The sequence below is a fragment of the Actinomadura geliboluensis genome, from assembly GCF_005889745.1.
In the GTDB taxonomy this organism is placed as follows: domain Bacteria; phylum Actinomycetota; class Actinomycetes; order Streptosporangiales; family Streptosporangiaceae; genus Spirillospora; species Spirillospora geliboluensis.
The window spans coordinates 1-23,948 of the sequence record NZ_VCKZ01000026.1 but is presented as its reverse complement, the minus strand read 5'-3'; the positions used below and the strand labels follow the sequence as shown (position 1 = coordinate 23,948).

At 72.2% G+C, this 23,948-nt stretch carries 25 protein-coding genes and 1 pseudogene; 8 read left to right on the top strand and 18 right to left on the bottom strand.

What is annotated here, in order from left to right:
* Window positions 1–91: 91 nt before the first annotated feature.
* Window positions 92–940, top strand: a pseudogene (locus tag ETD96_RS06400) (RNA polymerase sigma-70 factor); the annotation flags it as partial.
* A 31-nt stretch (window positions 941–971) separates the two neighbouring features.
* Here ETD96_RS06400 and ETD96_RS06395 read toward each other — a convergent pair.
* The 6 genes from ETD96_RS06395 to ETD96_RS06370 all read right to left on the bottom strand — a co-directional run bounded on the left by ETD96_RS06395 (window position 972) and on the right by ETD96_RS06370 (window position 6,290).
* The gene (locus tag ETD96_RS06395) at window positions 972–1,946 is read right to left on the bottom strand and encodes a lysophospholipid acyltransferase family protein (protein WP_356948783.1); all 975 of its coding nucleotides are present in this window, start codon (window positions 1,944–1,946) and stop codon (window positions 972–974) included.
* A gap of 13 nt (window positions 1,947–1,959) precedes the next feature.
* Window positions 1,960–2,955, bottom strand: coding sequence for an NAD-dependent epimerase/dehydratase family protein (locus ETD96_RS06390; protein WP_138635340.1), 996 nt, complete (start codon window positions 2,953–2,955; stop codon window positions 1,960–1,962).
* A 47-nt stretch (window positions 2,956–3,002) separates the two neighbouring features.
* Complete coding sequence (locus tag ETD96_RS06385; protein WP_018654693.1) at window positions 3,003–3,101, bottom strand: 30S ribosomal protein bS22; 99 nt, start codon at window positions 3,099–3,101, stop codon at window positions 3,003–3,005.
* Between the two features lie 551 nt (window positions 3,102–3,652).
* Window positions 3,653–3,856, bottom strand: coding sequence for a helix-turn-helix domain-containing protein (locus ETD96_RS06380; RefSeq protein WP_021591693.1), 204 nt, complete (start codon window positions 3,854–3,856; stop codon window positions 3,653–3,655).
* A 350-nt stretch (window positions 3,857–4,206) separates the two neighbouring features.
* Window positions 4,207–5,064 (bottom strand): phosphatase, encoded by an 858-nt coding sequence (locus ETD96_RS06375; RefSeq protein WP_138635339.1) that lies wholly within the window; start codon window positions 5,062–5,064, stop codon window positions 4,207–4,209.
* Between the two features lie 11 nt (window positions 5,065–5,075).
* Entirely contained in the window at window positions 5,076–6,290 is a 1,215-nt protein-coding gene (locus ETD96_RS06370) for an acetoin utilization protein AcuC (RefSeq protein ID WP_138635338.1), read from the bottom strand.
* Window positions 6,291–6,452: 162 nt separating this feature from the next.
* On the opposite strand from ETD96_RS06370, the gene ETD96_RS06365 reads away from it, so the two are divergent.
* Window positions 6,453–7,436: an alpha/beta hydrolase gene (locus tag ETD96_RS06365; RefSeq protein ID WP_138635337.1), complete on the top strand. Its 984-nt coding sequence runs from the start codon at window positions 6,453–6,455 to the stop codon at window positions 7,434–7,436.
* Here the strand turns inward: ETD96_RS06365 and ETD96_RS44445 are convergent.
* The 9 genes from ETD96_RS44445 to ETD96_RS06325 all read right to left on the bottom strand — a co-directional run bounded on the left by ETD96_RS44445 (window position 7,433) and on the right by ETD96_RS06325 (window position 14,504).
* Window positions 7,433–7,594, bottom strand: coding sequence for a hypothetical protein (locus ETD96_RS44445; protein WP_171068887.1), 162 nt, complete (start codon window positions 7,592–7,594; stop codon window positions 7,433–7,435). The two genes, ETD96_RS06365 and ETD96_RS44445, sit on opposite strands and share 4 nt — an antisense overlap.
* Before the next feature lie 97 nt (window positions 7,595–7,691).
* Window positions 7,692–8,126 carry a hypothetical protein gene (locus tag ETD96_RS06360; RefSeq protein WP_138635336.1) on the bottom strand — a complete coding sequence of 145 codons (435 nt, stop codon included), beginning with the start codon at window positions 8,124–8,126 and terminating at the stop codon, window positions 7,692–7,694.
* A 94-nt stretch (window positions 8,127–8,220) separates the two neighbouring features.
* Window positions 8,221–9,015: a pyrroline-5-carboxylate reductase gene (proC, locus tag ETD96_RS06355; RefSeq protein ID WP_138635335.1), complete on the bottom strand. Its 795-nt coding sequence runs from the start codon at window positions 9,013–9,015 to the stop codon at window positions 8,221–8,223.
* A gap of 90 nt (window positions 9,016–9,105) precedes the next feature.
* A complete protein-coding gene (locus tag ETD96_RS06350; RefSeq protein ID WP_138635334.1) occupies window positions 9,106–10,026 on the bottom strand; it encodes a proline dehydrogenase family protein in 921 nt (306 codons plus the stop codon).
* Between the two features lie 65 nt (window positions 10,027–10,091).
* On the bottom strand, window positions 10,092–11,246 hold the full coding sequence (locus ETD96_RS06345) for an LCP family protein (protein WP_138635333.1): 1,155 nt from the start codon (window positions 11,244–11,246) through the stop codon (window positions 10,092–10,094).
* Window positions 11,247–11,355: 109 nt separating this feature from the next.
* Window positions 11,356–12,090 carry an ABC transporter permease gene (locus tag ETD96_RS06340; RefSeq protein WP_138635332.1) on the bottom strand — a complete coding sequence of 245 codons (735 nt, stop codon included), beginning with the start codon at window positions 12,088–12,090 and terminating at the stop codon, window positions 11,356–11,358.
* Window positions 12,087–12,836 carry an ABC transporter ATP-binding protein gene (locus tag ETD96_RS06335; protein WP_138635331.1) on the bottom strand — a complete coding sequence of 250 codons (750 nt, stop codon included), beginning with the start codon at window positions 12,834–12,836 and terminating at the stop codon, window positions 12,087–12,089. The genes ETD96_RS06340 and ETD96_RS06335 overlap by 4 nt, the downstream gene beginning before the upstream one ends.
* Window positions 12,837–13,026: 190 nt before the next feature.
* Window positions 13,027–13,623: a TetR/AcrR family transcriptional regulator gene (locus ETD96_RS47480; protein WP_138635330.1), complete on the bottom strand. Its 597-nt coding sequence runs from the start codon at window positions 13,621–13,623 to the stop codon at window positions 13,027–13,029.
* Window positions 13,620–14,504: a sugar phosphate isomerase/epimerase family protein gene (locus ETD96_RS06325; protein WP_138635329.1), complete on the bottom strand. Its 885-nt coding sequence runs from the start codon at window positions 14,502–14,504 to the stop codon at window positions 13,620–13,622. The genes ETD96_RS47480 and ETD96_RS06325 overlap by 4 nt, the downstream gene beginning before the upstream one ends.
* 162 nt (window positions 14,505–14,666) lie before the next feature.
* On the opposite strand from ETD96_RS06325, the gene ETD96_RS06320 reads away from it, so the two are divergent.
* The 4 genes from ETD96_RS06320 to disA all read left to right on the top strand — a co-directional run bounded on the left by ETD96_RS06320 (window position 14,667) and on the right by disA (window position 19,139).
* On the top strand, window positions 14,667–15,365 hold the full coding sequence (locus tag ETD96_RS06320) for a class I SAM-dependent methyltransferase (RefSeq protein WP_138635328.1): 699 nt from the start codon (window positions 14,667–14,669) through the stop codon (window positions 15,363–15,365).
* A gap of 34 nt (window positions 15,366–15,399) precedes the next feature.
* Window positions 15,400–16,458 (top strand): alpha/beta fold hydrolase, encoded by a 1,059-nt coding sequence (locus ETD96_RS06315; protein WP_138635327.1) that lies wholly within the window; start codon window positions 15,400–15,402, stop codon window positions 16,456–16,458.
* 51 nt (window positions 16,459–16,509) lie between these two features.
* Window positions 16,510–17,943 carry a DNA repair protein RadA gene (gene radA / locus ETD96_RS06310; protein WP_138635326.1) on the top strand — a complete coding sequence of 478 codons (1,434 nt, stop codon included), beginning with the start codon at window positions 16,510–16,512 and terminating at the stop codon, window positions 17,941–17,943.
* Between the two features lie 113 nt (window positions 17,944–18,056).
* Window positions 18,057–19,139 (top strand): DNA integrity scanning diadenylate cyclase DisA, encoded by a 1,083-nt coding sequence (gene disA / locus ETD96_RS06305; protein WP_138635325.1) that lies wholly within the window; start codon window positions 18,057–18,059, stop codon window positions 19,137–19,139.
* Between the two features lie 10 nt (window positions 19,140–19,149).
* Here disA and ETD96_RS06300 read toward each other — a convergent pair whose 3' ends face one another.
* On the bottom strand, window positions 19,150–19,698 hold the full coding sequence (locus ETD96_RS06300) for a hypothetical protein (RefSeq protein ID WP_240807301.1): 549 nt from the start codon (window positions 19,696–19,698) through the stop codon (window positions 19,150–19,152).
* Window positions 19,699–19,833: 135 nt separating this feature from the next.
* Between ETD96_RS06300 and ETD96_RS45730 the strand changes: the two genes are divergently transcribed.
* On the top strand, window positions 19,834–20,712 hold the full coding sequence (locus tag ETD96_RS45730) for an HhH-GPD family protein (RefSeq protein WP_205719131.1): 879 nt from the start codon (window positions 19,834–19,836) through the stop codon (window positions 20,710–20,712).
* A gap of 3 nt (window positions 20,713–20,715) precedes the next feature.
* On the opposite strand, the gene ETD96_RS06290 is transcribed toward ETD96_RS45730, so the two are convergent.
* Both ETD96_RS06290 and ETD96_RS06285 read right to left on the bottom strand, forming a co-directional pair.
* Complete coding sequence (locus tag ETD96_RS06290; RefSeq protein ID WP_205719130.1) at window positions 20,716–21,834, bottom strand: NADAR family protein; 1,119 nt, start codon at window positions 21,832–21,834, stop codon at window positions 20,716–20,718.
* A 208-nt stretch (window positions 21,835–22,042) separates the two neighbouring features.
* On the bottom strand, window positions 22,043–22,822 hold the full coding sequence (locus ETD96_RS06285) for a GNAT family N-acetyltransferase (RefSeq protein ID WP_138635323.1): 780 nt from the start codon (window positions 22,820–22,822) through the stop codon (window positions 22,043–22,045).
* A gap of 145 nt (window positions 22,823–22,967) precedes the next feature.
* Between ETD96_RS06285 and add the strand changes: the two genes are divergently transcribed.
* Window positions 22,968–23,945: an adenosine deaminase gene (gene add, locus ETD96_RS06280; protein WP_138635322.1), complete on the top strand. Its 978-nt coding sequence runs from the start codon at window positions 22,968–22,970 to the stop codon at window positions 23,943–23,945.
* The last annotated feature ends 3 nt before the right edge of the window (window positions 23,946–23,948 follow it).

Sequence of the window (23,948 nt, the reverse complement as noted above, 5' to 3'; positions counted from 1 at the left end):
GTGCTCCCGGAGCCGGGCGAAATAAACTGGGGCGGTCGGGGCCGGAGCGGCGGAGGGGACCACCACGGACGATTCGCTCGACGACGCCGCGTCGGTGTTCGCGGAGATGCGGCCCCGGCTGTTCGGCATCGCGTACCAGATGCTCGGCAGCGTCACCGAGGCGGAGGACGTCGTCCAGGAGACCTGGCTCCGCTGGCAGACGGTGGAGCGCGCGGACGTGCGCGACCCGGCCGCGTTCCTGGTGACGGTGGCGACCCGGCTGGCGATCAACGTGGTGCGGTCCGCGCGGAAGCGGCACGAGCACTACGTGGGCCCGTGGCTGCCCGAGCCCGTGGACACCGGCGGCGGCCCGGAGGCGGGCGCCGAGCAGGCCGCGGACGTGGAGCTGGCCGTCCTGCTGATGCTGGAGCGGCTGTCCCCGCCGGAGCGGGCGGCGTACGTGCTGCGCGAGTCGTTCGACTACCCGTTCGCCGAGATCGCGGCGATCCTGCGGGTGACGGAGGCGAACGCGCGGCAGCTCGCCAGCCGGGCGCGGCGGCGGATCGCGGCGGAGCGCCGCACCCCGGTGAGCCGGACCGAGCACCGGCGGCTGCTGGAGGCGTTCATCGCGGCGGCCCGCACCGGCGACCTCGGCGCGCTGGAGGAACTGCTCGCCGAGGACGCGGTCAGCTACAGCGACGGCGGCGGCGCGGTGCGCGGCGCCGCGCGGATCCCGGTGGCCGGACGCGCGCGGGTCGCGAAGTTCGTCGTGGCGTTCGCGCCCCGGTTCTGGCCGGGCGCGACGGTCGCGTGGGTCGAGGCGAACGGCCGCCCGGCGGCGCTCGTGTCGCGGGACGGCACCCCGTTCGCGCTGCTGGCGATCAGCGCGTCGGACGCGGGCGTCGACCGGCTGCTGTGGGTCCTGAACCCGGGCAAGCTGCACGGGTTCACGACCGGCTGACCCCGGTCGGCTGATTCGGGTCGGGCCCTGGCTAGAGGAACGCGGGGCCGCGGTGCAGCAGCGCCTCGTACAGCATGTGCTGGATCTTCTCGCGGACGTGGTCGGTGATCTCGAAGACCGTCATCGGGTCGTCGGCGGCGTCCGGGCCGTACTCGTCCAAGGCCATCGGCGGGCCGAACTGGATCACCCACTTGGACGGCAGCGGGACGAGCCCGCCGAGTCCGAGCAGCGGGAACGTCGGCGTGATCGGGAAGTACGGCAGCCCGAGCAGCCGCGCCAGCGGCCGCAGGTCGGCGATCTTGGGGTAGGTCTCCTCCGCGCCGACGATGGCGCAGGGCACGATGGGCACGCCGGCGCGCAGCGCGGTCCCGACGAAGCCGCCGCGGCCGAAGCGCTGCAGCCTGTACCGCTCGCTGAACGGCTTGCCGACGCCCTTGAAGCCCTCCGGGAAGACGCCGACGAGCTCGCCCTTGGCGAGGAGGCGCGCGGCGTCGGCCTGGCAGGCGAGGGTGTGCCCCGCCTTGCGGGCCAGGTGCCCGAGCACCGGGATCTGGTAGACGAGGTCGGCGCCGAGGAGGCGGACGCAGCGGTCGACGTTGTCGTGCAGCGCGACCGACAGCATCAGCGCGTCGACCGGGACGGTGCCCGAGTGGTTGGCGACGAGCAGGGCGCCGCCGTCCGGGACGTTGTCGAGGCCGACCAGCTCGACGCGGAACCAGTGCTCGTACAGGGCGCGCGCGAACGGCAGCAGGACGGTGGAGTTGAAGTCGGGGTCGAAGCCGAACTCGTCCACCTCGTACTCGCCGGCGAGCCGGCGGCGCAGGAAGGCCAGCCCGGACGTGATGCCGCGCTCCAGCGGGTTCCCGCCGGAGCCGGCGTCCGCCCCGCCGGCCGCTCCGTCGGCCGTCCCGCCCGCCGGCCCGTCGCCGGTGTCGCGGCGGCCGGTGTCGAGGGGGATGACCTGCGCGCCCTCGTCGTCGTCGTCCAGATGGCGGGCGTTCATCATCCGGGCCTCCCTTTCAGGCGCGTCCGAGCAGATGCGTGAGGCGGCCGTGGCCGAGGCCCTGCGCGGCGGCGAAGTCGGCGAACGCGGCCTCGGAGCTGTACTTGGGACGCCACGCCAGCTCGGTCTCCAGGGCGGTGACGTCGATGACCCGGCCGTAGGTCAGCCAGCGCAGCAACTCGGGCGAGAACCCGGACAGGCCCGCGAAGCGGCGCCCCATGTCGCCGAGCACCGAGATGGACGGCGACGGGACCGGCAGGTACGGCCGCCCCGCCCGGCGGAGCGCCTGGGACAGCAGCAGCACGCCTTCCCCGGCGACGTTGAAGCAGCCGGGGTGGTCCTCGGTGGTCATGCGGCGCAGCACCTCGACGCCGTCGTCCTCGTGGACGAACTGCAGCCGCGGGTCGAACCCGAGCACGGTCGGGACGACCGGCAGGTGCAGGTACCGGGTGAGCGGCGAGTCGACGCCGGGGCCGAGGAAGTTCGCGAACCGCAGCACCGACACGGTCAGGTCGGAGCGGCGCCGCATCAGCCCCCGGACGTAGCCCTCCACCTCGACCGCGTCCTTGGCGTAGCCGGACCGCGGCGGCTCGGCGGGCTCGTCCCGCTCGGTGAACACGGCCGGGTCCATCGGCGACGAGCCGTACACGGCGGCCGAGGACCGCACGACGAGCTTGCGCATGTCGGGCGAGCGCTGGCACGCCGCGAGCAGCTGCATCGTGCCGATGATGTTGAGCTCTTTGGCCTTCGCCCGGGAGGCGGAGGAGGAGGTCACCAGGTTGAGGTGCACCACGGTGTCCACCCCGGCGGACGCGATGATCTTCGCGATGCCGGGCGTGCGGATGTCCACGCGGACGAACTCGGTGCGCCCGAGGCCCTCGGTGGGCGGCACCGTGTCCACGCCGATGACGCGCTCGATGCCCGGGTCCGCCTGGAGCGCGTTCGCGACCCGCGCCCCCAGGAAACGGGACACGCCCGTGACGAGGACGACACGGGCCGCGGCGGTGGGCATGGAGGACACTGTGCGCCCCACCCCTTACGGCTGAGCTGCCGGTGTGATCACTTCTTGTTGCGGCGCTGGATGCGCGTCTTCTTCAGCAGCTTGCGGTGCTTCTTCTTCGCCATGCGCTTGCGACGCTTCTTGATGACAGAGCCCACGGGACCTCGCTCGGCGTATCGGGATTGTGCAGGAGGCGACCGCGCCGCAAGCGAGCATGGCTCGGTGAGCGCGCACGGTCCGCCGCCCAAGGGTACCGCCGAACAGATGGAGATCATGCCGCACCCCACCCGCGGCGCGGGCCGCGATGCCCGGGACCGGTCCCGCCGGCCCCGCCGCGGCGCACGCCGGCGCCCCGTTCTCCCGCGCACATGGCACGTGTCGAACGCATAGCACGTGTCGAACGTGTCGCGTGCATCGCGCGGCGTCCGGCACCGCGCGTCGCACGGCGCCGGGCACCGTTCCGCCGGGGCGGGCGGACCTGCCGCCCGTCCCGCTCGGTGTCCGGACCGTCTCGCCGGATCGCGGAGCGCGGGGGCCGCTCGCCCCCGTTCCCCGGACGCCGGCTCCGGTGGCCGCGGTGCGGCCGCCGGCCGGTCCTCGTCCTGCTTCCCCAGCTCCGGGACGATCCGCGGGGATCGCCCCGACGCCCCCTGCGCGGCCGGGTGTCGAGTTCGCGGCGGGGTCGTGGCTCATGCCCCGCCCTTACCCGCTATCCGGCTTCGATGTACGCGTCGCGCAGGTAGTCGTGGACGGCCTGCTCGGGAACCCGGAACGAGCGGCCCACGCGGATCGCGGGAAGCTCGCCCGAGTGGACGAGGCGGTAGACGGTCATCTTGGACACCCGCATCACCGCCGCCACTTCGGCCACGGTCAGGAACCTGACCTCGCTCAGAGGTCGCTCGCCTGAGGTCATCGGACGCCCTCTTCCACACGTGCCGCGCACCGGCCCTTCGGGTGACTTTGATCACGCACGTGTACTTCTCCAGCGTAAATCGCGTATCGGGAGTCGCAAGAGGGGAGTTCCGCACATTTCCGTCCCCGACCTGACCGCCGGGTGACAGTGCTGCTCCCGCACACAGCGTGGACGCGACGGCACTGACCGTGTCGCGACGAACGGTTGTCAACCAGGACCACGCTTTGACCTGCGGTTCCGCAGTCACCGATGGCGCTGCGCAAGCCCATGCGCCCCGCTACGGCCGCCCTGTCACACCGCGTGACAGGTGAAGCGGGCGCCAGCTCCGTCCAGCCCGGCGGTAAGGGGACTCAGGCCGGCGGGAGAAGGCCGGCGCGATCAAGGATGTAGGCGGTCAGCGGCGCGTAGTGGTGCGGGGAGACGCCGTCGTCGAGCGGCACGACCACGTCGATCTTGCCTTCGGCGGCGCCGGCGAACAGCGCCGGGTCGTTACAGTCCGCGAACCCCACGGTGTCGATGCCCGCCTGGCCGGCGGCGCCGGCCCAGCCGTGATCGGCGATGGCCAGATCCGGCCAGATATCAGGTTTAGCTTCCGCAGGACCCGCGGAAGCGCTAGTGGCGGCCCCGGAGGAGAGCTCCCGGAGCATGGCCTCCATCGGGTGCGGGTCGTGCGTGTGGTGCGTCCGCCGGTCGTCGCCCTCCAGCATCGCGACGCCCGGTTCGGCGTACACGATGCGGCGCAGGTCCGAGCCGCCGTACCCGGTCTCGATCTCGTACGTCCAGCCGGCCGCGGGCGTCAGCACCCGGCAGCCCGCCGCCGCCAGCGCCCGCGCGACCGCCTGGTACAGCGGCGTCAGCGTCGCCGGATGGCCCGTCGCGACGACCACGTTCTCCCGCCGGCGGGCGGCGAGGCCGATGCGCTCGCCCATCGCCTCCAGCATGTCGATCGTGATGTCGGGGTCGATGGTGTCGTCCCCGAACAGGTGCGCCGGGTCGGGGTCGACGCCGCAGCGCTCGACCATCATCTCCAGCACGGTCCGCTCCGTCCACGACGGCTTCAGCTCCAGGCCGAACTGGTAGTACGGGTTCCCGGCGGCCATCCGCCGGTAGTGCAGCAGGTTGTTCTGGCGCGGCGTCGCCACCTCGCCGGCGATCATCGTCCGGACGAGGTGGGCGCGCAGCTCGCCCCGGCTCGGTGCCGTCTCCATGGTCCTCGGCCTCACTCGTCGGTCATCGGGTCGAGGCCGTGCTCGGGGAAGACCGCCCGCCGCGTCGCCAGGATCGCCTGGTCGACCGGGTTCGCCGGGTCGTAGCCGTCCCCCCACCTGCCGTACTCCACCACGTCGGTCCCGTCCGTCATCCGGCGCGGGGCTATCTCGTCGGTCCGCAGCCGGACGAAGTCGCGCCACGTCTCCGGGGTCGCGGTGTCCGGCGGGATCCGCCCGCCCGCCGCCTCGGCGAGCAGGTGCGTCCACGCGCGCGGGACGACCTGGACCAGCTCGTAGCCGCCGCCACCGGTGAGCACCCAGCGGCCGCCCGCGGTCTCGTGCGCCAGCCGGTGCAGCCGCTCGTAGGCCGTCCGCTGCCCGTCCACGCTGAGGATCAGGTGCGCGAGCGGGTCGAGCGCGTGCCCGTCGGCGCCCTGCTGGGTGACGAGGACGTCGGGCCGGAACCGGCGCAGCAGCGGCGGGACGATCGCGTCGAACGCGCGCAGCCACGGCCGGTCGCCGGTGCCGGGCGGCAGCGAGATGTTGACGGCCGTGCCCTCGGCGCCCGTCTCGTCCGGGAAGCCGGTGCCGGGGAACAGCGTGCGCGGCGACTCGTGCAGGCTGATCGTCAGCACCCGCGGGTCGTCGTAGAACGCGGCCTGGACGCCGTCGCCGTGGTGGACGTCGATGTCGACGTAGGCGACCCGCTCGGCGCCGTTCTCCAGCAGCCACGCGATCGCGATCGCCGGGTCGTTGTAGACGCAGAAGCCGCTGGCGGCGCCGGGGAGCGCGTGGTGCAGGCCGCCGGAGATGTTGGCGCCGTGCTCGGCCGAGCCCGTCCACACGGCCTCGGCGGCGGCGACCGAGGCGCCCGCGACCAGGGCGGACGCGTCGTGCATGCCGAGGAAGATCGGGTTGTCGGTGGTGCCGAGCCCGTGCCGCCCGTCCGGCAGCCCGGTCGCGCCGGCGTGCTTGACCGCCGCGATGTAGGACTCCTCGTGGACGAGCCGCAGCAGCTTGTCGTCGGCCGCCTCGAACGGCGACACCCGCACGTTGGGACGGTCCAGGACGCCGAGTTCGCGCGCCAGCGCCATCGTCAGCTCGACGCGCACGGGGTTCATGGGGTGCCCGGGACCGAAGTCGTAGGAGATGAGCCGCTCGTCCCAGAAGACCGCCAGCCCGCAGTTCTCGGGATCGGAGGATGGGGACGAATCGGGACCGCGCATGACCTCACGGTATCGCGAGCATCACGTGGCCTGGCTCACATGTCCGGGCGTCCGCCGGGGCGCCCGCCGGACGCCCCGGCCCGGTTCCGGCACTGTGACGTGAGTTACCCGCCAAAAACGGGCATACCGATCACACGACACGAAAACATCAAAGGGGGGTCCATGGACAGCCCGAGCGTTCGCAGCCGAGCGATCAGCAGCGCTCTGCGCCTGGGCGTCCGGCCTCTCCTGCAGTACCTCCCCGGCCACACCACCGGGCTCCGGACCGCCCGTTCCACCGTGGACGCCGCGTCATTACTGATGCGGCCCCACCCCGGTGTGCGGATCGAGGGACTGGACGAGCGGCAGGACGAGGACGGCGAGGAGCGCCAGGTCAGAGGCGAGTGGGTCGCCCCTCGGGACGCCGCCGCGAAGAGCAGGCGGCCCCGCGGAGCCGTGCTCTACCTGCACGGCGGCGGCTACGTGGCCTGCTCGCCGCGCACCCACCGGCCGATGACGTCGCGGCTCGCGCACGACACCGGGCTGCCCGTCCTCGCGCTGCGGTACCGGCTGGCCCCCGAGCATCCGTTCCCGGCGCCGCTGGAGGACGCCGTCGCCGCCTACCGGTGGCTCCTCGCGCGGGGCGTGCCCGCGTCCCGCATCGTCATCGCGGGCGACTCGGCCGGCGGCCACCTCGCCGCCGTGCTCGCCGGGGAGATCTGCCGGCTCGACCTGCCGAACCCCGCCGGCATCGCGCTGTTCTCGCCCTGGGTGGACCTGACCTGCGAGCTGTCCATCCAGGCGCAGGAGCGCGCCCGCGACCCCTACATCAGCGCCGCGTCGGCGCGCCGGATCGCGCGGCTCGTGGTGGGCCCGGCCGGCTTCGACGACCCGCGGCTCGCCCTGCTCACCTGCGCCTGGACCGACATGCCGCCCGTCCTCATCCAGGTCGGCGGCGCCGAGGTGCTGCGCACCGAGGCCGAGGCGTTCGCCGACGCCCTGCGCAACGCCGGCGGGGACTGCGAACTCCAGGTCTGGAACGGCCAGATGCACGTCTTCCAGATCCTGAACCGCGTCCTGCCCGAGGCCGGCGAGGCGATGACCGACGCGGCCCGCTTCATCCAGTCCGTCACCGGCCGCTCGAAGGGCCGCACCAAGGCCGCCTAGCCGCGGCCGCCCCGCCGGCCGCCGCGCCGGGTGAGCCCGGCGAGGAGCGCCGCCGCGTGGTCGGCCATGAAGCGCGGGACACGCGCCTTCAGCAGGGCCCTGTGCAGGGCGGACGCCGGGATCGGCGTCCCGGCCGGACGTTCGCGCCGCTGTTCCATCCTGTTCCTCCCCCGAGTTCCAAGATCAATTGGAGGGTAACCGGGCGGGGGCGGCGTCGCGGCGGAAACGACGATCTTGATCGTCCGGGGCGGCCGGCTAGAAGCGGCCCGCGGACTCGCGCTCCAGGGCCTCCTCCTCCGGCCGGCGCCGGCCGCCCGCCACGAAGAACCCGGCCAGCGCGGCGAGCGCGGCGCCCGCCTCCCCCACCAGGCTGATCGTCTTGTCGAGGTACCAGACGGGCTCGTGCATGTCGGGCAGCGGGCCGACCGGCCCGAGATCGACGTAGTAGTAGAGGACGACGGCGCCGGCCGCGCTCGCCGCGACGAGGAACGCCAGCGCGTACGCCCAGCGGGACGCGTAGGTGAGGACGATGACGGCGGCCACGGCGGCGACCGCCGCCTGGATCCGGAAGAGGTCGTCGCCGCCGAGGGACCCGCCCTCGACGTAGGCCATGTCGGGCGCGAACATCCAGTGCACGACGGCGTCGGCCGCCAGCCCGGCGGCGACGATCAGGCGGAGTAGGAGTCCCATACCCCTAACACGAGCGCACCCCCGCCGCCGGCTCAATGTTCAAAGATGAACTTTCCATGAGAAAGCCGCCGAAGGGGCCCGGAGGCGGCCGCCCTCAGCCGCTCGCGAGCTCGCGGCCCCGGTTGCGGGCCGCCTCGATGGCCTCCAGCACCGCGGCGCGGACGCCGTGCCGCTCCAGCTCCCGGATCGCCGAGATCGTCGTCCCGCCCGGGGAGGTGACCGCCTCGCGCAGCAGCACCGGGTGCTCGCCGGAGTCGCGCAGCATCACCGCCGCGCCGACCGCCGACTGGATCACCATCTCCAGCGCGGCGGCGCGCGGCATGCCGAGCAGGATCCCGGCGTCCACCATCGCCTCGACCAGGTAGTAGAAGTACGCGGGGCCGCTGCCGGACAGGGCCGTCGCGCCGTCCTGCAGCGACTCGGGGATGCGCAGCACCTTCCCGACCGGGGACAGCAGCTCCTCGGCCAGCTTCAGGTGCTCCTCCGCCGCGTGCGAGCCGGGCGAGATCACGCTCATCGCCTCGTCCACGTGCACCGGCGTGTTCGACATGACCCGGACGACCGGGACGCCCTCCGGCAGCCGGGCCTCGATGAACCCGGTGGTGATGCCCGCCGCCATCGAGATCACCAGCCGGCCGGCCGGGACGTGCCCGCCGATCTCCTCCAGCAGGGCGCCCATGTCCTGCGGCTTCACCGCGAGGATCAGCGTCTCCGCCGTCGCGGCCGCCTCCGCGTTCGGCACGACCGCCACGCCGTAGCGCTCGCGCAGCAGCGCGCCGCGCTCCTCCCGGCGCGCGGTCGCCATCAGCTCGGACGGGCGGCGGCCGGCCCGGAGCACCCCGGACAGCAGCGCCTCGCCCATCTTCCCGGCACCCAGAATCGCGATCATCGGCAAACCTTGACGTGGGGACGTAACGACCGGTCCAGCCTAGCGGCGCGCCCGCGCCGCGGACCGGTCAGGACCGCCCGGCGAGCCGGGTCAGGACCGCCGGGTGAAGGACCGCACGAAGAGCCGGAGGTTGGCGGGACGTTCCGCCAGGCGGCGCATGAAGTACTCGTACCACTCGGGCCCGTAGGCGACGTACACGCGCACCTGTGCGCCCTGCGCGGCCAACCGGCGCTGCTCCTGCGAGCGCACGCCGTAGAGCATCTGGTACTCGAACGTGCCCGGGTCGCGGTCGTGCAGGACCGACAGCGCCTCGGCGATCTCGATGAGCCGGGGGTCGTGGCTGGCGAGCATCGGGTAGCCCTTGCCCGCCATCAAGACCTTCATACAGCGGACGTACGACTTGTCGATCTCTTCCTTGTCGGTGAAGGCCACCGCCGCAGGGGCCGCGTACGCGCCCTTGCACAGCCTTACGCGCGACCCCTCGTAGGCCAGTTCCGCGCAGTGCTCCTCTGCCCGCCGCAGATACGACTGGATGACGGCGCCCACGTCCGGGAAGTCGCGCCGCAGTTCATGGACGATCCGGAGAGTCGAGTCGACGGTGGTGTGCTCTTCCATGTCGAGCGTCACCGTCGTACCGGCGTCCTGTGCGGCCGCGCAGACGCGCCTGGCGTTCTCCAAGGCCAAATCTTCGTCAAGGGTCTGCCCGACGGCGGACAGCTTCAGCGACACCTCGGCACGTACACCGAGAGCCGCGTCGCCCAGCCGTTCCAGCAGCTCGACGTAGCGCTGGACGTTCACCTCGGCGCGGCCCTTGTCGTGCGTGTACTCCCCCAGGACGTCCAGGGTGACGAGCAGGCCCTCGCCGGTCAGCCGCTCGGTGACGCGCGCCGCGTCCTCGATCGTCTCGCCCGCGATGAAGCGCCGGACGACGTCGCCGGTGAACGGCGCGGTCTCCACCACCCTGCGCGCGCCGCCACTGCGCGACGCGGCGAGCAACGCCTGACGAAGCACTCTGCGCACCCCCGGTTCTCGTCCGTGCCTCCGCGTCCCAGGTTAAGCCCGCGGCCGCCCGGCGATCACGACACGGTGCCGAGGTTGTTCCCGCCCCCGTGCTGCCGCACGTAATCGGCCATGCGAGCGGTCTTGACCGCCTCGAACAGCTGCTTCGACTTGGCCCCGTCCAGCAGCACGACGCTCTGCTTGGCGCGCGTCCCGGTGCCCTTGAACGGCAGCGTCATGAACTTCACGTCCGACGCCCGGACGTTCCGCATGCTCAGCACCAGCGACCGCAGGTGGCCGCCCGACACGCCCTCGTCCACGCTGATCGACTTGGTGAGCGCGGACAGGAACCGGTCCATCTTGAGGGGGTTGGTGAGCGTGCCGCGGTCGGTGGCCTGCCTGGCGAGGGCGCCGAGGAACGCCTGCTGCCGCTTGATCCGGTCGAAGTCGCCGTTCGGCAGGTTGTAGCGCTGCCGGACGAACAGCAGCGCCTCCTCGCCGTTCAGCTTCTGCGGGCCCGCCTCCCACGCCTTCTTGCGAGCCGGGTCGTACACCTTCTGCTTGATGTTGACGGTGACGCCGCCGAGCGCGTCCGTCATCGTCTTGAAGCCCTCGAAGTCGATCGCGCCGTAGTGGTCGATCCGGATCCCGGTGAGGCTCTCCATCGTCTCGATCAGCAGCTTCGGCCCGCCGTACGAGAACGCCGCGTTGATCTTCTGCTTGCCGTAGCCGGGGATCTCGACCCACGAGTCGCGCGGGAACGAGACGATGTACGCCTTCTTCCGGTCCGCCGGCAGGTGCAGCAGCATGATCGTGTCAGTGCGCTGCTGCCCCGGCTTCCAGACGTCGCCGCCCTCCCCGGTCGTGGCGCCCTCCTCGCGCGAGTCGGACCCGACGAGCAGCCAGTTCTCGGTGCCCTCCACATTCGGCCCCGGCCGGTTCGCGCCCTCGCCCGGCATGACGCCCTTGGCCCGGTCGATGTTGCCGAGGTAGGACGACTGGCGCTGCCACGCGAGGCCGGCGATCCCGGCCGCCAGCAGCGCGAAGAACACGCCCACGGCGATCAGGACGCGCGGCCACCGCCGCTTGCGCTTGCGCTCCGTGCCGTCCTGGCCGGCCCAGAACGCGTCGTCGCTCTCGCCCTTGCCCGCCTGCGGCGGCGCACCCTCGCCCCGCGGCGCGGGCGGCGCTGCGTGGGGCCCGTGCGACCCGGGATGTTCTGGCGCGGTCATGGCGCAGAAGCTATCAGCAGGATCGACCGGGGATAGACCACTTTGCCCCACCTGTCCGGTTGAGGCTGGACCAGGTGGGGCGGCGCGGGGGGTCGTGCGGCGCCGGGCGCTAGGCCGTGCGGCGGCGGAGCGTGACGGCGCCCAGGACCAGGGCGGCGACCGTGAAGGCCGCGATGACGGCCACGTCCACGCCCAGGGTGCCGGTGAAGTCGGGGCGGGCGCTGATCTCCTGCATGCCCTCCACCGCGTACGACAGCGGCAGGACGTCCGCGATGGCCCGGAGCCAGGACGCCATGTCCTCGCGCGGGACGATCAGCCCGCACAGCAGCGTCTGCGGCAGGACGAACGCGGGCATGAACTGCACGGCCTGGAACTCGGTCCGCGCGAACGCGCTGGCGAACAGGCCGAGCGCCATGCCGAGCAGCGCGTCCAGCAGGGAGACGAGCACCAGCGAGCCGAGCGAGCCGCTCAGGTCGAGGCCGAGCCAGGTCAGCGAGATCGCGAGCACCACCGCGACCTGCACCAGCGCGATCAGCCCGAACGCGAGCGCGTAGCCGAGCAGCAGGTCCAGCTTGCCGAGCGGCATGGTCATCAGCCGTTCGAGGGTGCCGCTCGTCCGCTCCCGGAGGGTGGCGACGCTCGCGACGACGAACATGACGGTGAACGGGAACAGCCCGAGCAGCATCGGGCCGATCCGGTCGAAGACCATCGGCTGGTCGAACACGTACCGCAGCAGGATCATCAGCAGCGTCGGCACGCCGATCAGCAGCGCGAGCGTGCGGTGGTCGTGCTTGAGCTGCGCCAGGATGCGCCGCGTCGTGGCGAGGGTGATCGCCGTGCTCATGTCGGACTCCCGGCCTTCTCGGTGATCAGATGCAGGAACGCCGCCTCGAGGTCGGGCGCGCCGGTGCGGGCGCGCAGCCCGTCCGGGGTGCCGTCGGCGAGGACGACGCCCTCGCGCATCAGCAGCAGCCGGTCGGTGCGGCCCGCCTCGTCCATCACGTGGCTGGACACCACGAGGGTCGCGCCGCGGTCGGCCAGCTCCCGGAACAGCTCCCACAGCTCCTGCCGCAGCACCGGGTCGAGGCCGACGGTCGGCTCGTCCAGGACGACGAGCTCCGGCGACCCGAGCAGCGCCACGGCGAGGTTGGTGCGGCTGAGCTGCCCGCCGGACAGCGTCCCCGCCGTCTGGTCGCGGCTCCGGCCGAGCCCCACCTCGTCGATGACGCGGTCGACGTCCGAGCGCGGCGCGCGCAGGACGGACGCGAAGTAGCGCAGGTTCTCGGCGACGGTCAGGTCGGCGTACACGGCGGGCGACTGCGTGGCGTACCCGACGCGGTGCCGCAGCCCCGCCGACCCGGCGGGCTCGCCGAGCACGGTCACGGTGCCGCCCGCCACGATCTGGACGCCGACGAGCGTCCGGATCAGCGTGGTCTTCCCGCAGCCGCTCGGGCCGAGCAGGCCCACGATCGAGCCGCGCGGGATGTCGAAGGAGAGCCCGTGCAGCACCTCCCGGCCGCCGCGCACGACCCGCAGATCCCGCACCCGCACCGCCGGCTCGGCCGCGCCCTCCGGGCTGAAACTCATCATGTGTTGAATTTAGGCGCGCGACCGTCCCCCGGTCAAGACGTACGGCGAAAGGACGGGCCGGCCGAAGGGAAGGCGAAGGCGAGGGAACGCCGAGGCGGAAGCGCGCAGGCCCGAAGGGAACGCAGAGGCCGGGAGAAACGCGCAGGCCAGGGGAAGCGCGGAGGCTAGCGGGAAGCGCGGAGGCGGCCGGTCAGGTGGTCAGGTAGCGCTGGAGGGTCGGGGCGACCAGGGCGATCAGCTCGTCCTCCGTGGCGGAGGCCATCGGCTCGATGCGCAGCACGTAGCGCAGGATCATCAGGCCGATCATCTGCCCGGCCGCCGCCTGGATGCCGAGCGGCGGCGCCTGGGTGGCCTGCTTGGCGCGCCCGAACAGGGCGACCGTGACGAACTCGCGCGCCAGCGCCGCCGCGCGCTCGTTCGTCATCGCCGAGCGCAGCATCGCCAGCATCGGCGCTCGGCGCTCGTCGTCGCCCCACACGTCCAGGAAGATGCGGACCATCGTCTCGCCGAGCCGGTCGCGGGGGGACGCCATGATGCGCGGCAGGATGACGGACGGGTCCACCGGGAAGCGCATCGCCTCGATGAACACGCCCTCCTTGTTGCCGAAGAAGTGGTGGACGAGCGCGGGGTCCACCCCGGCGGCGCGGGCGATCGCGCGCAGCGAGGCGCCGTCGTAGCCCTTCTCGGCGAACAGCTCGCGGGCCTCGGCGAGGATCTTCTCCCGCGTCTCGGTCGGGCCGGGGCGCCGCCCGGGGCCCCGGCCGCCGCGCCGCGCGGCCTCCGTCACCGCACGCCCCGGCGGGTGATCTCCCCGGCCGGCGTGACCTCCCAGGTGTGCGCGGAGGCGGCCAGGTGCAGCCGGGCGAACGCCAGCGCCTCGGCGAGGTCCTCCATCCGCTCGACCCGGCTGGACGCGCGCCGCGTGTTCACTTCGAGGACGACGTGCCCCCGGAAACCGCCCTCGGCGAGATTCTCCAGCATCGGCCCGCACGGCTGGTTGCCCCGCCCCGGGACGAGATGCTCGTCCTTGTTGGTGATGCCCACGCCGTCGGCGAGGTGGATGTGCCGCAGGCGGTCGCCCAGGCTGCCGGCCATGTCGATGGCGTCCGACCCCGACACGGCGGTGTGGGACAGGTCGAGAGTGACGTACGGGTAGTCCTGGTCGACGGGGTTCCAGTCGGGCAGGTACATGCCGGCCTCGGCGCCGCGCGCCTTGAGCGGGAACATGTTCTCCACCGCGAACAGGACGTCCGTCTCGTCCTGCATGCGGGCGAGGCCCTCGACGAACTCCTTGGCGTAGTCGCGCTGCCAGCGGAACGGCGGGTGGACGACGACGACCTCCGCGCCCAGCTCCTCGGCGACCTCCTTGGAGCGGACGAGCTTGCCCCAGGGCTCGCGCCCCCACACCCGCTGGGTCAGCAGCAGGCAGGGCGCGTGGATCGACTTGATCGGCACCTGGTGGTAGTCGGACAGCCGGCGCAGGACGTTCAGGTCCTGGGAGGAGGCGTCCGTGGAGACCATGACCTCGATGCCGTCGTAGCCCAGCAGCGCGGCGATCTCGAACGCGCTCGGTACCTTCTCCGGGTAGACCGACGCGGTGGAGAGCGTGATCGGCGCGTCCGGTACCCGAAGAGCCGGTGTACTGACGCCGTTGTGCTGCGGGGTCAAGGCTTCCTCGCCAGGAATGATCGCTCGACGATGTTCATCAGGTTCGCAAGGCAAAGCCTATGCGGCGGCGCCGCCGATGAAACAACCGGCCGGAGTGATCCTGGACGCGTCGCCGCGCGACGGCCCGCATCGCCCGCCCGGCGGCGGTTACGCTCTGTCTCCGTGGCCGATATCGCGCCGGGCGCCGTGCCGAGCCCCAACATCTGGAACTCCCCGCAGGTCTACGAGCTGGAGAACCGCGCCGTCGACCCGGACGGGGTCCTCGCCGACGCGATGCGCGCGATCCGCCCGTGGAAGGGCGCCGACGTCCTCGACGTCGGCTGCGGGACGGGCTTCCACCTGCCGTTCTTCGCCGCCGACGCGCACCGGGTGGTCGGCGTGGAGCCGCACGCCCGGCTCGCCGCGGCCGCCGCCCGCCGGGCCCGGGACCTGCCGAACGTCACCGTCCGGGTGGGCGCGGCGCAGGCGCTGCCGCTCCCGGACGCCTCCGTCGACGTCGTGCACGCCCGGTGGGCCTACTTCTTCGGGCCGGGCTGCGAACCGGGCCTCGCCGAACTCGACCGGGTCGTCCGGCGCGGCGGGGCCGTGTTCATCATCGACAACGACGCCACCCGCTCCACGTTCGGCCGCTGGTTCCGGCGGAGCCTGCCGAAGTACGACCCGGAGGCCGTCGAGCGGTTCTGGACGCGCCGCGGCTACGCCCGCGAGCCGCTGACGATCCGGTGGGCGTTCCAGAGCCGCGACGACCTCGCCGCCGTGCTGCGGATCGAGTTCCCGCGCGACCTCGCCGACGCCTGCCTGCGCGAGCATCCGGGCCTGGAGGTGGACTATGCCGTGAATTTGTGGTGGCGTTGCCCCTGAGTTACTGACTAGTTGGTCATACGGGAGGACCGACATGGGCCGTGTCACTGCCGGGAGAGCCTTCGGCGGGCTGCTGGCCGCCACCGCCGCCGGCGCCGCCGGCGCGGGCGCCGGGCTGGTCGCCCAGCGCCGCGCGATGCGCCGCCTCCAGCTGCGTCCCGACCCGTTCGCGGGCGAGCCGTTCGGCTCCCTGCGCGGGCGGCCCGTCCCCGTCCGCGCCGACGACGGCACCCGGCTGTACGCCGAGATCGACGGCGACGACCGCACCGACCTCGCCGTCGTGTTCTCGCACGGCTGGACGCTCACCCAGGACTCCTGGCACTTCCAGCGCAAGGCGCTGCGCGGCCTCGGCCGGCTCGTCTTCTGGGACCAGCGCGGCCACGGCCGCTCCGACGGCGGCGACCGGGACGGCTACGCCATCCCGCGGCTCGCCGCCGACCTCGCCGCCGTCATCGAGGCGACCGTCCCCGCCGACACGCCCGTGGTCCTCGTCGGCCACTCGATGGGCGGGATGACGATCATGCGGTACGCCGACGAGCACCCGGAGCTGGTCGGCCGCAAGATCCTCGCCGCCGGGCTGCTGTGCACCTCGTCCGGCGGGCTCGGCGAGATCACCCTCGGCATGCCCGCGCTGCTCGCGCGCACCACGCACCGCGTCCTGCCGCGCGCCCTCGACGCGTTCGGCGCCGGCTCCGGCGCCGTGGAGCGGGTCCGCCACCTCGGCCGCGACGCCGCCACCCTCGTCGAGGACCTCGTCGCGTTCGGCCCCGACGCGAGCCCCGCCGCGGTCGCGTTCGCCGAGCAGATGATGACCGAGACCCGGATGGACGCGTTCGCCGCCTTCCTGCGCTCGATGATCACCACCGACGTGATCAGCGACTGCGCCGCCCTCGGCGGCGCCGACACCCTCGTCCTCGGCGGCGAGAACGACATGCTCACCCCGATCGAGCACAGCCTCAAGATCGCCTCGTGCGTGCCGTCCGCCCGGCTGGAGGTCGTCCCGGCCGCCGGGCACATGGCCATGATGGAGCGCCCCGGCGTCGTCTCCGACCACCTCGGCGACCTGATCGAACGGGCCCGCAAGAACACCTGACCCGCGCCGCCGCGGGCCCGCTGTCGCAGGCGGGCTCTACGCTTCCGTCCCATGGCGAAGGCGAAGACGGCCAAGGCGGCCTACCGGTGCTCGGAGTGCGGCTGGCAGACGTCCAAATGGGTGGGGCGCTGCGGCGAGTGCCAGACGTGGGGGACGGTCACCGAGGCGGCGTCCGCCACCCCCGCGCGGGTCGTGACCGCCGGGCCGGTCAGCGCGCCCGCCCGGCCGATCGGGCAGGTGGACGTCCGGTCCGCGAAGACCCGCCCCACCGGCCTGGACGAGCTCGACCGGGTGCTCGGCGGCGGCATCGTGCCCGGCGCCGTCCTGCTGCTCGCGGGCGAGCCGGGCATCGGCAAGTCGACGCTGCTGCTGGAGGTCGCCGCGCTCGCCTCCACCGGCCCCGAGGGCAACGGCGACACCCCCGCCAAGAACGTCCTGTACGTGACCGGCGAGGAATCGGCCGAGCAGGTGCGGCTGCGCGCCGACCGGGTCGGGGCGATCACCGACCGGCTCTACCTCGCCGCCGAGACCGAGCTGTCGGCGATCCTCGGGCACATCGACGCCGTCGAGCCCACGCTGCTCGTCGTCGACTCCATCCAGACGATCGGGACGTCCGAGGTCGACGGCGCGCCCGGCGGCGTCACCCAGATCCGCGAGGTCGCCGCCAACCTGATCAGGGTCGCCAAGGAGCGCGGCATCACCGTCGTCCTCGTCGGCCACGTCACCAAGGAGGGCGCGATCGCCGGGCCGCGCCTGCTGGAGCACCTCGTCGACGTCGTCCTGTACTTCGAGGGCGACCGGCACTCCCGGCTCCGCATGATCCGCGCCGTGAAGAACCGCTACGGGCCGACCGACGAACTCGGCTGCTTCGACCTCTCCGAGGTCGGCATCGTCGGGCTGCCCGACCCGAGCGGCCTGTTCCTCACCCGCCGCGACGAGGCCGTCCCCGGCACCTGCGTCACCGTCACGCTGGAGGGCCGCCGCCCCCTCGTCGCCGAGGTCCAGTCGCTCGTCGCGAAGTCGCACCTGCCCGCGCCGCGCCGGGCCACGTCCGGCCTCGACACCTCCCGCGTCGCGATGGTCCTCGCCGTCCTCGCGCAGCGCTGCAAGATCTCCATGCACGAGCAGGACGTGTACGTCTCCACGGTCGGCGGGGTGCGGCTCAACGAGACGTCCGTCGACCTCGCCCTCGCGCTCGCCGTCGCGGGCTCCACCGTCGAGCAGGCCCTGTCCACCAGCCTGATCGCGCTCGGCGAGGTCGGCCTCGCCGGGGAGGTCCGCGTCGTGCCCGGCGTCCAGCGGCGGCTCGCCGAGGCCGCCCGGCTCGGGTTCAAGCACGCCGTCGTCCCGCGCGGCTCCCTCGAACTCGCCGACGGGTCCCCGCTCAAGCGCGCCGACCCGCAGCTCAGCAGCTACGAGGGCATGAAGGTGATGGAGGTCGACAGCCTGAAACAGGCGCTCCAGGTCGCGTTTACGGCCCCGTGAAACGGGTCACGCCAGAGTATTACTCCACACAACGCACGCTTGCGACCTGGGGAGGAACCAGTGCGCGGCCCTCCTCGGTAAACTGACGCCGTCCAGCGACCTCCGGGGGTCAGGTGCCATCACACGACAAGGGTCATGACGAACGACGCCGCGCCACCTTGGCAGCGGTGGCCCCGGGCACCCAGATCCGCGACGGACTGGAGCGGATCCTCCGGGGCCACACCGGCGGCCTGATCGTGCTCGGCTACGACAAGGCGGTCGAGGAGCTGTGCACGGGCGGCTTCGAGCTCGACGTCGAGTTCTCCGCGACCCGCCTGCGCGAACTCGCCAAGATGGACGGCGCCATCGTCCTCGACGACAGCCACAGCCGCATCGTCCGCGCCGCCGTCCACCTCGTGCCCGACTCGACCATCCCGACCGAGGAGTCCGGCACGCGGCACCGCACCGCCGAGCGCGTCGCCCGGCAGACCGGCCTGCCCGTCATCTCCGTCAGCCAGTCGATGCACATCATCGCGCTGTACCTCGACGGCATCCGCTACGTCCTCGAAGACTCGGCGGCCATCCTGTCCAAGGCCAACCAGGCCCTGGCGACGCTCGAACGCTACAAGCTGCGGCTCGACGAGGTGTCCGGCACGCTCTCCGCCCTCGAGATCGAGGACCTCGTCACCGTCCGCGACGTCAGCGCCGTCGTCCAGCGCCTGGAGATGGTGCGCCGCATCGCCGACGAGATCGAGGGCTACGTCGTCGAGCTCGGCACCGACGGCCGGCTGCTGTCCCTCCAGCTCGACGAGCTGGTCTCCGGCGTCGACGCCGACCGGGAGCTGATCGTCCGCGACTACCCGTCCGACGACACCCGCGCCCGCGGCGTCGGGGCCATCCTGGCGTCCCTCGACACCCTGTCCGCCAACGAGCTCCTCGACCTGTCCACGGTCGCCGAGGTGATGGGCTTCGCCGGCCCGGACGCCCTCGACCTGCCCGTCAGCCCCAAGGGCTTCCGCCTGCTCGCCAAGGTCCCCCGGCTGCCCAGCATGGTCGTCGAGCGCCTCGTCGAGCACTTCGGCGGCCTGCAGAAGCTCCTCGCCGCCAGCATCGACGACCTCCAGGCCGTCGGCGGCGTCGGCGAGTCCCGCGCCCGCAGCGTCCGCGAGGGCCTGTCCCGCCTCGCCGAATCCTCCATCCTGGAACGCTACGTCTGACCCGCGCGCCTCAGCGCAGCCGGAAGATCTGCTTCTCGACCTTCGTGCCCTTCAACTGGGCCACGTAGGTGCCGGGACGTGCACTGACCTTGCCCTTGCAGCCCCGGGTGCGGTCCCACGTGACGTTGTCGACGAACGGGATGCCGCGGCGGAGCGTCTCCTTCGGGGCGGCGCCTTGCCGGCAGCCGGCGGACGACCAGATGCGATCCGAGCCCGACGTGATGCGGACGTCCAGCCCACCCGTGTCGAACTTGCAGGAACCCTGGCCGGTGTTGACGACCGTGACCCTGAACTCGGGCCGTGCGGAGCCGCTGTAGGTGCTCTGCAAGGCGGACATGTTGATGACCAGGTCATCGTCGTCGCAGGGGCCGCCGTCCTTCTCGGGGTCCGGTTCGGGCGTGGTCGTCGTGGTGACCGTGACCGTCGGCATCGCGGTGGGCGGAGGCGGCGGGCTCGCGCTCTCCGCCGCGCCCGCGTTCCGGACCTGCTCGCTCCCGCCCGTCCCGGCGCACGCCCAGGCCAGCAGGCCGACCGCGCCCAGAACGGCGGCCAACGCCACCGCCCGACGCCGCCAGTACTGGTCCAACCCAGAACCACCCGAGTGACGCCCAGTATTCGGAAACATACGGGCAGTATGCATTCGCCGGACCGGAACGAGGGGACGACCCGCCGCGTGCCACAATGGCCGCGCGCCATGAACCTGAACTCCGTCTACACCGCCCCGATCCTCGCCTGGTACGAGGCGAACGCCCGGGACCTCCCGTGGCGGGCCCCGGACGCGACCCCGTGGGGCGTCCTCGTCAGCGAGATCATGCTCCAGCAGACCCCGGTGTCGCGCGTCCTGCCCGTCTGGGACGCCTGGATGGCCCGCTGGCCCACTCCCGCCGCGCTGGCCGCCGAACCGTCCGGGGAGGCCGTCCGGGCGTGGGGGCGGCTCGGCTACCCGCGCCGGGCCCTGCGCCTCCACGAGTCCGCTCGCGCGATCACCGAACGCCACGGCGGCGAGGTGCCGTCCTCCCACGCCGACCTGCTGGCACTGCCCGGCATCGGCGCGTACACGGCCGCGGCCGTCGCCAGCTTCGCGTTCCGGCAGCGGCACGCCGTCCTCGACACCAACGTCCGGCGCGTCCTGGCCCGGCTGGTCTCCGGCACCGAGTACCCGCCGAAGTCGCAGACCAGGGCGGAGGTCGAGCTGGCGGAGAGCCTCCTGCCGCCCGACGCGCCGACCGCCGCCCGCTGGGCCGTCGCCGCCATGGAACTCGGTGCGCTCGTCTGCACCGCCCGCACGCCCCGCTGCGTCGACTGCCCGGTGCTCGACCAGTGCGCCTGGCACGCGGCCGGACGCCCCGCCTACGACGGCCCGCCGCGCCGGGGCCAGACGTACGCCGGCACCGACCGCCAATGCCGCGGCCGCATCCTCGCCGTCCTGCGGGACGCCGAGGGCCCGGTCGAGAAGCCGGCCCTCGACATCGTCTGGTCGGACGCCGTCCAACGCGAACGCGCCCTGGACGCCCTCATCGCCGACGGCCTGGTCGACCCCCTGGACGACGGCCGCTACGCCCTGCCCCACTGAGCGTCAGGGCAGCCCGATCCCGGCCCGCTCCGCCTGCAGTTCGGACCGGACGAGTTCGAGCAGCCGCCCCACCCAATTGCGGCCTGCCCCGCCGCGCGTGTTCCAGTGGTCGGAATCCGTCCCGCTGTAGGCCAGGGGCGCATCACCGGTACCGACCAGAATCTCCGCGAGATCCGGATGCTGCGCGTACTTGGCGCGCAGGAGACCGGCCATCACCGCCGTCCGCGCCTGCGCCCACCCTTGGACGCGCGGCGCCTCCTCAGCGGCTTTCCGGGCACCATAACCCCGCTCAGCCGCACAAATCAGCTCGCGAGCACCAGCATCGTCGGTGGAAAGTGCCCAGTATGCATGCTCAACAGACGGATAAACAACACCGCCGACCTCGATCGGGCGCGGGTAATCGTTCTGGAGCACATCAATTCCAGCGTCTTCCGGGAACCCCTTCGGATACACGCGCCCGCCGAAGTGCAACGTCCCCGCCACCGGCTCCACCGGGTCGTCCGCCGGCCGCTTGGCCGCATACTCCGCGCGATCACGGCCCCTTCTGGCGAAATACTCCAGCGCCCATTCTCGCTTGGCCTCGGTGACCTCGTCATCACTGAACCACCCGCCTATCGGTGACTCGCCGATATCGGTGCAAAGGTAGACCAGCGGCCGATCCTTGTTGTCCATGTCCCCCAGCGAGTAGTGCCGCTTGTGCGCGGGGATCGCCAGGTAAGCCTCCCGCAACGCCAGCCGATCGGCCTCGTCACGCGACTCCAGATACCGGTCCAGCACGGCCAGGCACCGGCCGGTGGAGTCGGGACGTCCGTTCAGCCGCTCGATGTCGTCCGCCACCTCGCCGAGCAGCATCTCCGCCGTGAGACCGAACATCGGCTCGGCGGCCTTCCAGCGCCCCAGCTCGAACGCGCTGATCTCACCGCCCTCGGGAACCTCCGTCACCACCCAGCCGGAGTCGAGCTTCTCCCGCAGGCCGTCCAGATCGACCCAGTCCCAACAGTTGATCGCGCCGTCCGCGAACACGAGCAGGTCGGTCAGGTGGTACGACATGTTGTGGATGAAAACGGGCCGCGCAACACCATCGATACGCCGCCCGTCCTCAACCCGATAGATCCGCTGCACCTCAAGAACTCCTCAACTACAAGCTGAGCCCGAGCACCACCAACAAGGGCGAACACCCGAAACAAAAAAGACCGACCCCAGCGAGCCGGGCCACGATAGCCCGCCGTCCACCTCGGTCAACAACAATGGCTGACCAACACTCACATCGAAGCCACTAAAGCTCCAAGCACGGCACACAATCGGCCACTCATGCCAACGCACCAAGACCCTATGTCGCATCATCAGCCGCGCGCTGGAGCCTGACTTGGCGTTCCGTTTCGACGAATCCGAGTGATCGGTAGATCCGAATCGCCTCGCCCTCCGGATCTGCGACGATCACGAGCGTCCGTGCTCCCTTGGACATGGCCTCCACCCCGGCGAAGTGGACGAGCGCAGAGGCGAGACCGCGTCGACGAAACTCGGGATGGGTCTCGACATGCTGGTACCGGACGAGCCCTCGGCCATCGAGGACGACACCCAACCCCGCGCGCATCTCGCCGTCCACGAACGCGCCGAACCAGGTGGCGTCGCCCACCTCGCACATGCGCCGTTCCTCAGCGAGTTTCGCCATCACGAACGCCGCGTTCTCCTCCGACGGCTCCGACTCATCGCACGCGTGCCGCAGCCGTTCCGCCTGCTTCCAGTCGTCATCGATCAACGGACGCAGGACCGCTCGTTCCACCGGCCGCGGGGCTCGAAGCGAGGAAGCCGTGAGCACCGCATCGGCCTCGACACCGATCCCGAACCGCTCCCATTCCGGGCGACGGCCCGTCTCACCCTCGGTCCCGTCCACACCGATCGCCAGGTGAGACGCCTCCGGGAACTCCGCAGCGAAGATCTCGGGAGCCTCCGAGAGCGCGTCGGGAGCGACGAGCACGAAGTTGCCCCACCAGAAATTCGGGTTAGCGGGCGTCCGCACCACCTGGTGGGACGGGTGATCAACGATGACGGAGCCGGCCAAGCGGCGGATCAACAGATCCGTGCGAAAAGCAAGAGATCGGACCTTCACCTCGCAAGCCTAGCCACGAACCAACCACCCCAACGAGACCACCGGCTCACCTGCACACCTGCGCAAGGACCGGACGTCCCGGCCTCTCCGCCACCCCACGGATAATCGTTGGTCAGCTCGGCGTGGGGGGCCGTAGCGTACCGCCGTGCGCGATCTGCTGAGCCTTCCCAAAGCACACCTCCACGTCCACCTGGAGAGCACCGTCCGGTGGGGGACGCTCCGGGAGATCGGCGCGGCCAACGGCGTGGACGTTCCCGACCAGACGGCGACGCTCGGCGACTTCACCTCCTTCTTCGCACAGAACGACCTCGTCCGCGCGTGCCTACGCCGCCCCGCCGACTTCCGGCGGATCGCCTACGAGTTCTGCGCGGACGAATCCGCACAGGGCGTCCGGTACGCGGAGGTCTCGTTCACGGCCGCCGGACACGGCGAGCGGCTCGGTGACCTGGCCATGCCCCTCCAGGCCGTCCTGGAGGGCCTGGAGGCCGGGGAGGACGCATTCGGAATCGAGTGCCGCCTCATCCTCGACCACTCCCGGCGCCGCTCCGTCGAGCGCGCCTGGCGGACGCTCGACCTCGCCCGGCGCCACGACCGCGTGGTCGCCATCGGCCTGGCGGGCGACGAGGCGCACCCGGGAGACCCGTTCACCGAGGTATTCGCCGCCGCCCGCGACACCGGCCTGCACGTCGTCCACCACGCCGGCGAGGGAGAAGGCCCCGCCAGCATCCGCCAGGCCCTCGGCCCCGGCCGCGCTGAACGCCTGGGCCACGGCATCCGGATCCTGGACGACCCCGACCTCGTGGCCGAGGTCAGAGAACGCGGAATCCCCCTCGAAGTGTGCCCGACCTCCAACGTCGCCCTGGGCTTCGCCTCATCCCTGGAGGAGCACCCGCTCCCCCGCCTCCGAGACGCGGGCCTGATCGTCACGCTCAACACCGACGTCCCCGCCCTGATCGACACCTCCCTGACCACCGAGTACACCCACGTCCGCGACACATTCGCCTACAACGACCACGCCCTAGCCGACCTGGCCAAAGCAGCCGTCGACGCCTCCTTCGCCCCACCCACCACCAAAACCGACCTCCACCAGGCCATCACCACCTGGCTAACAACAACCCCCTAACCG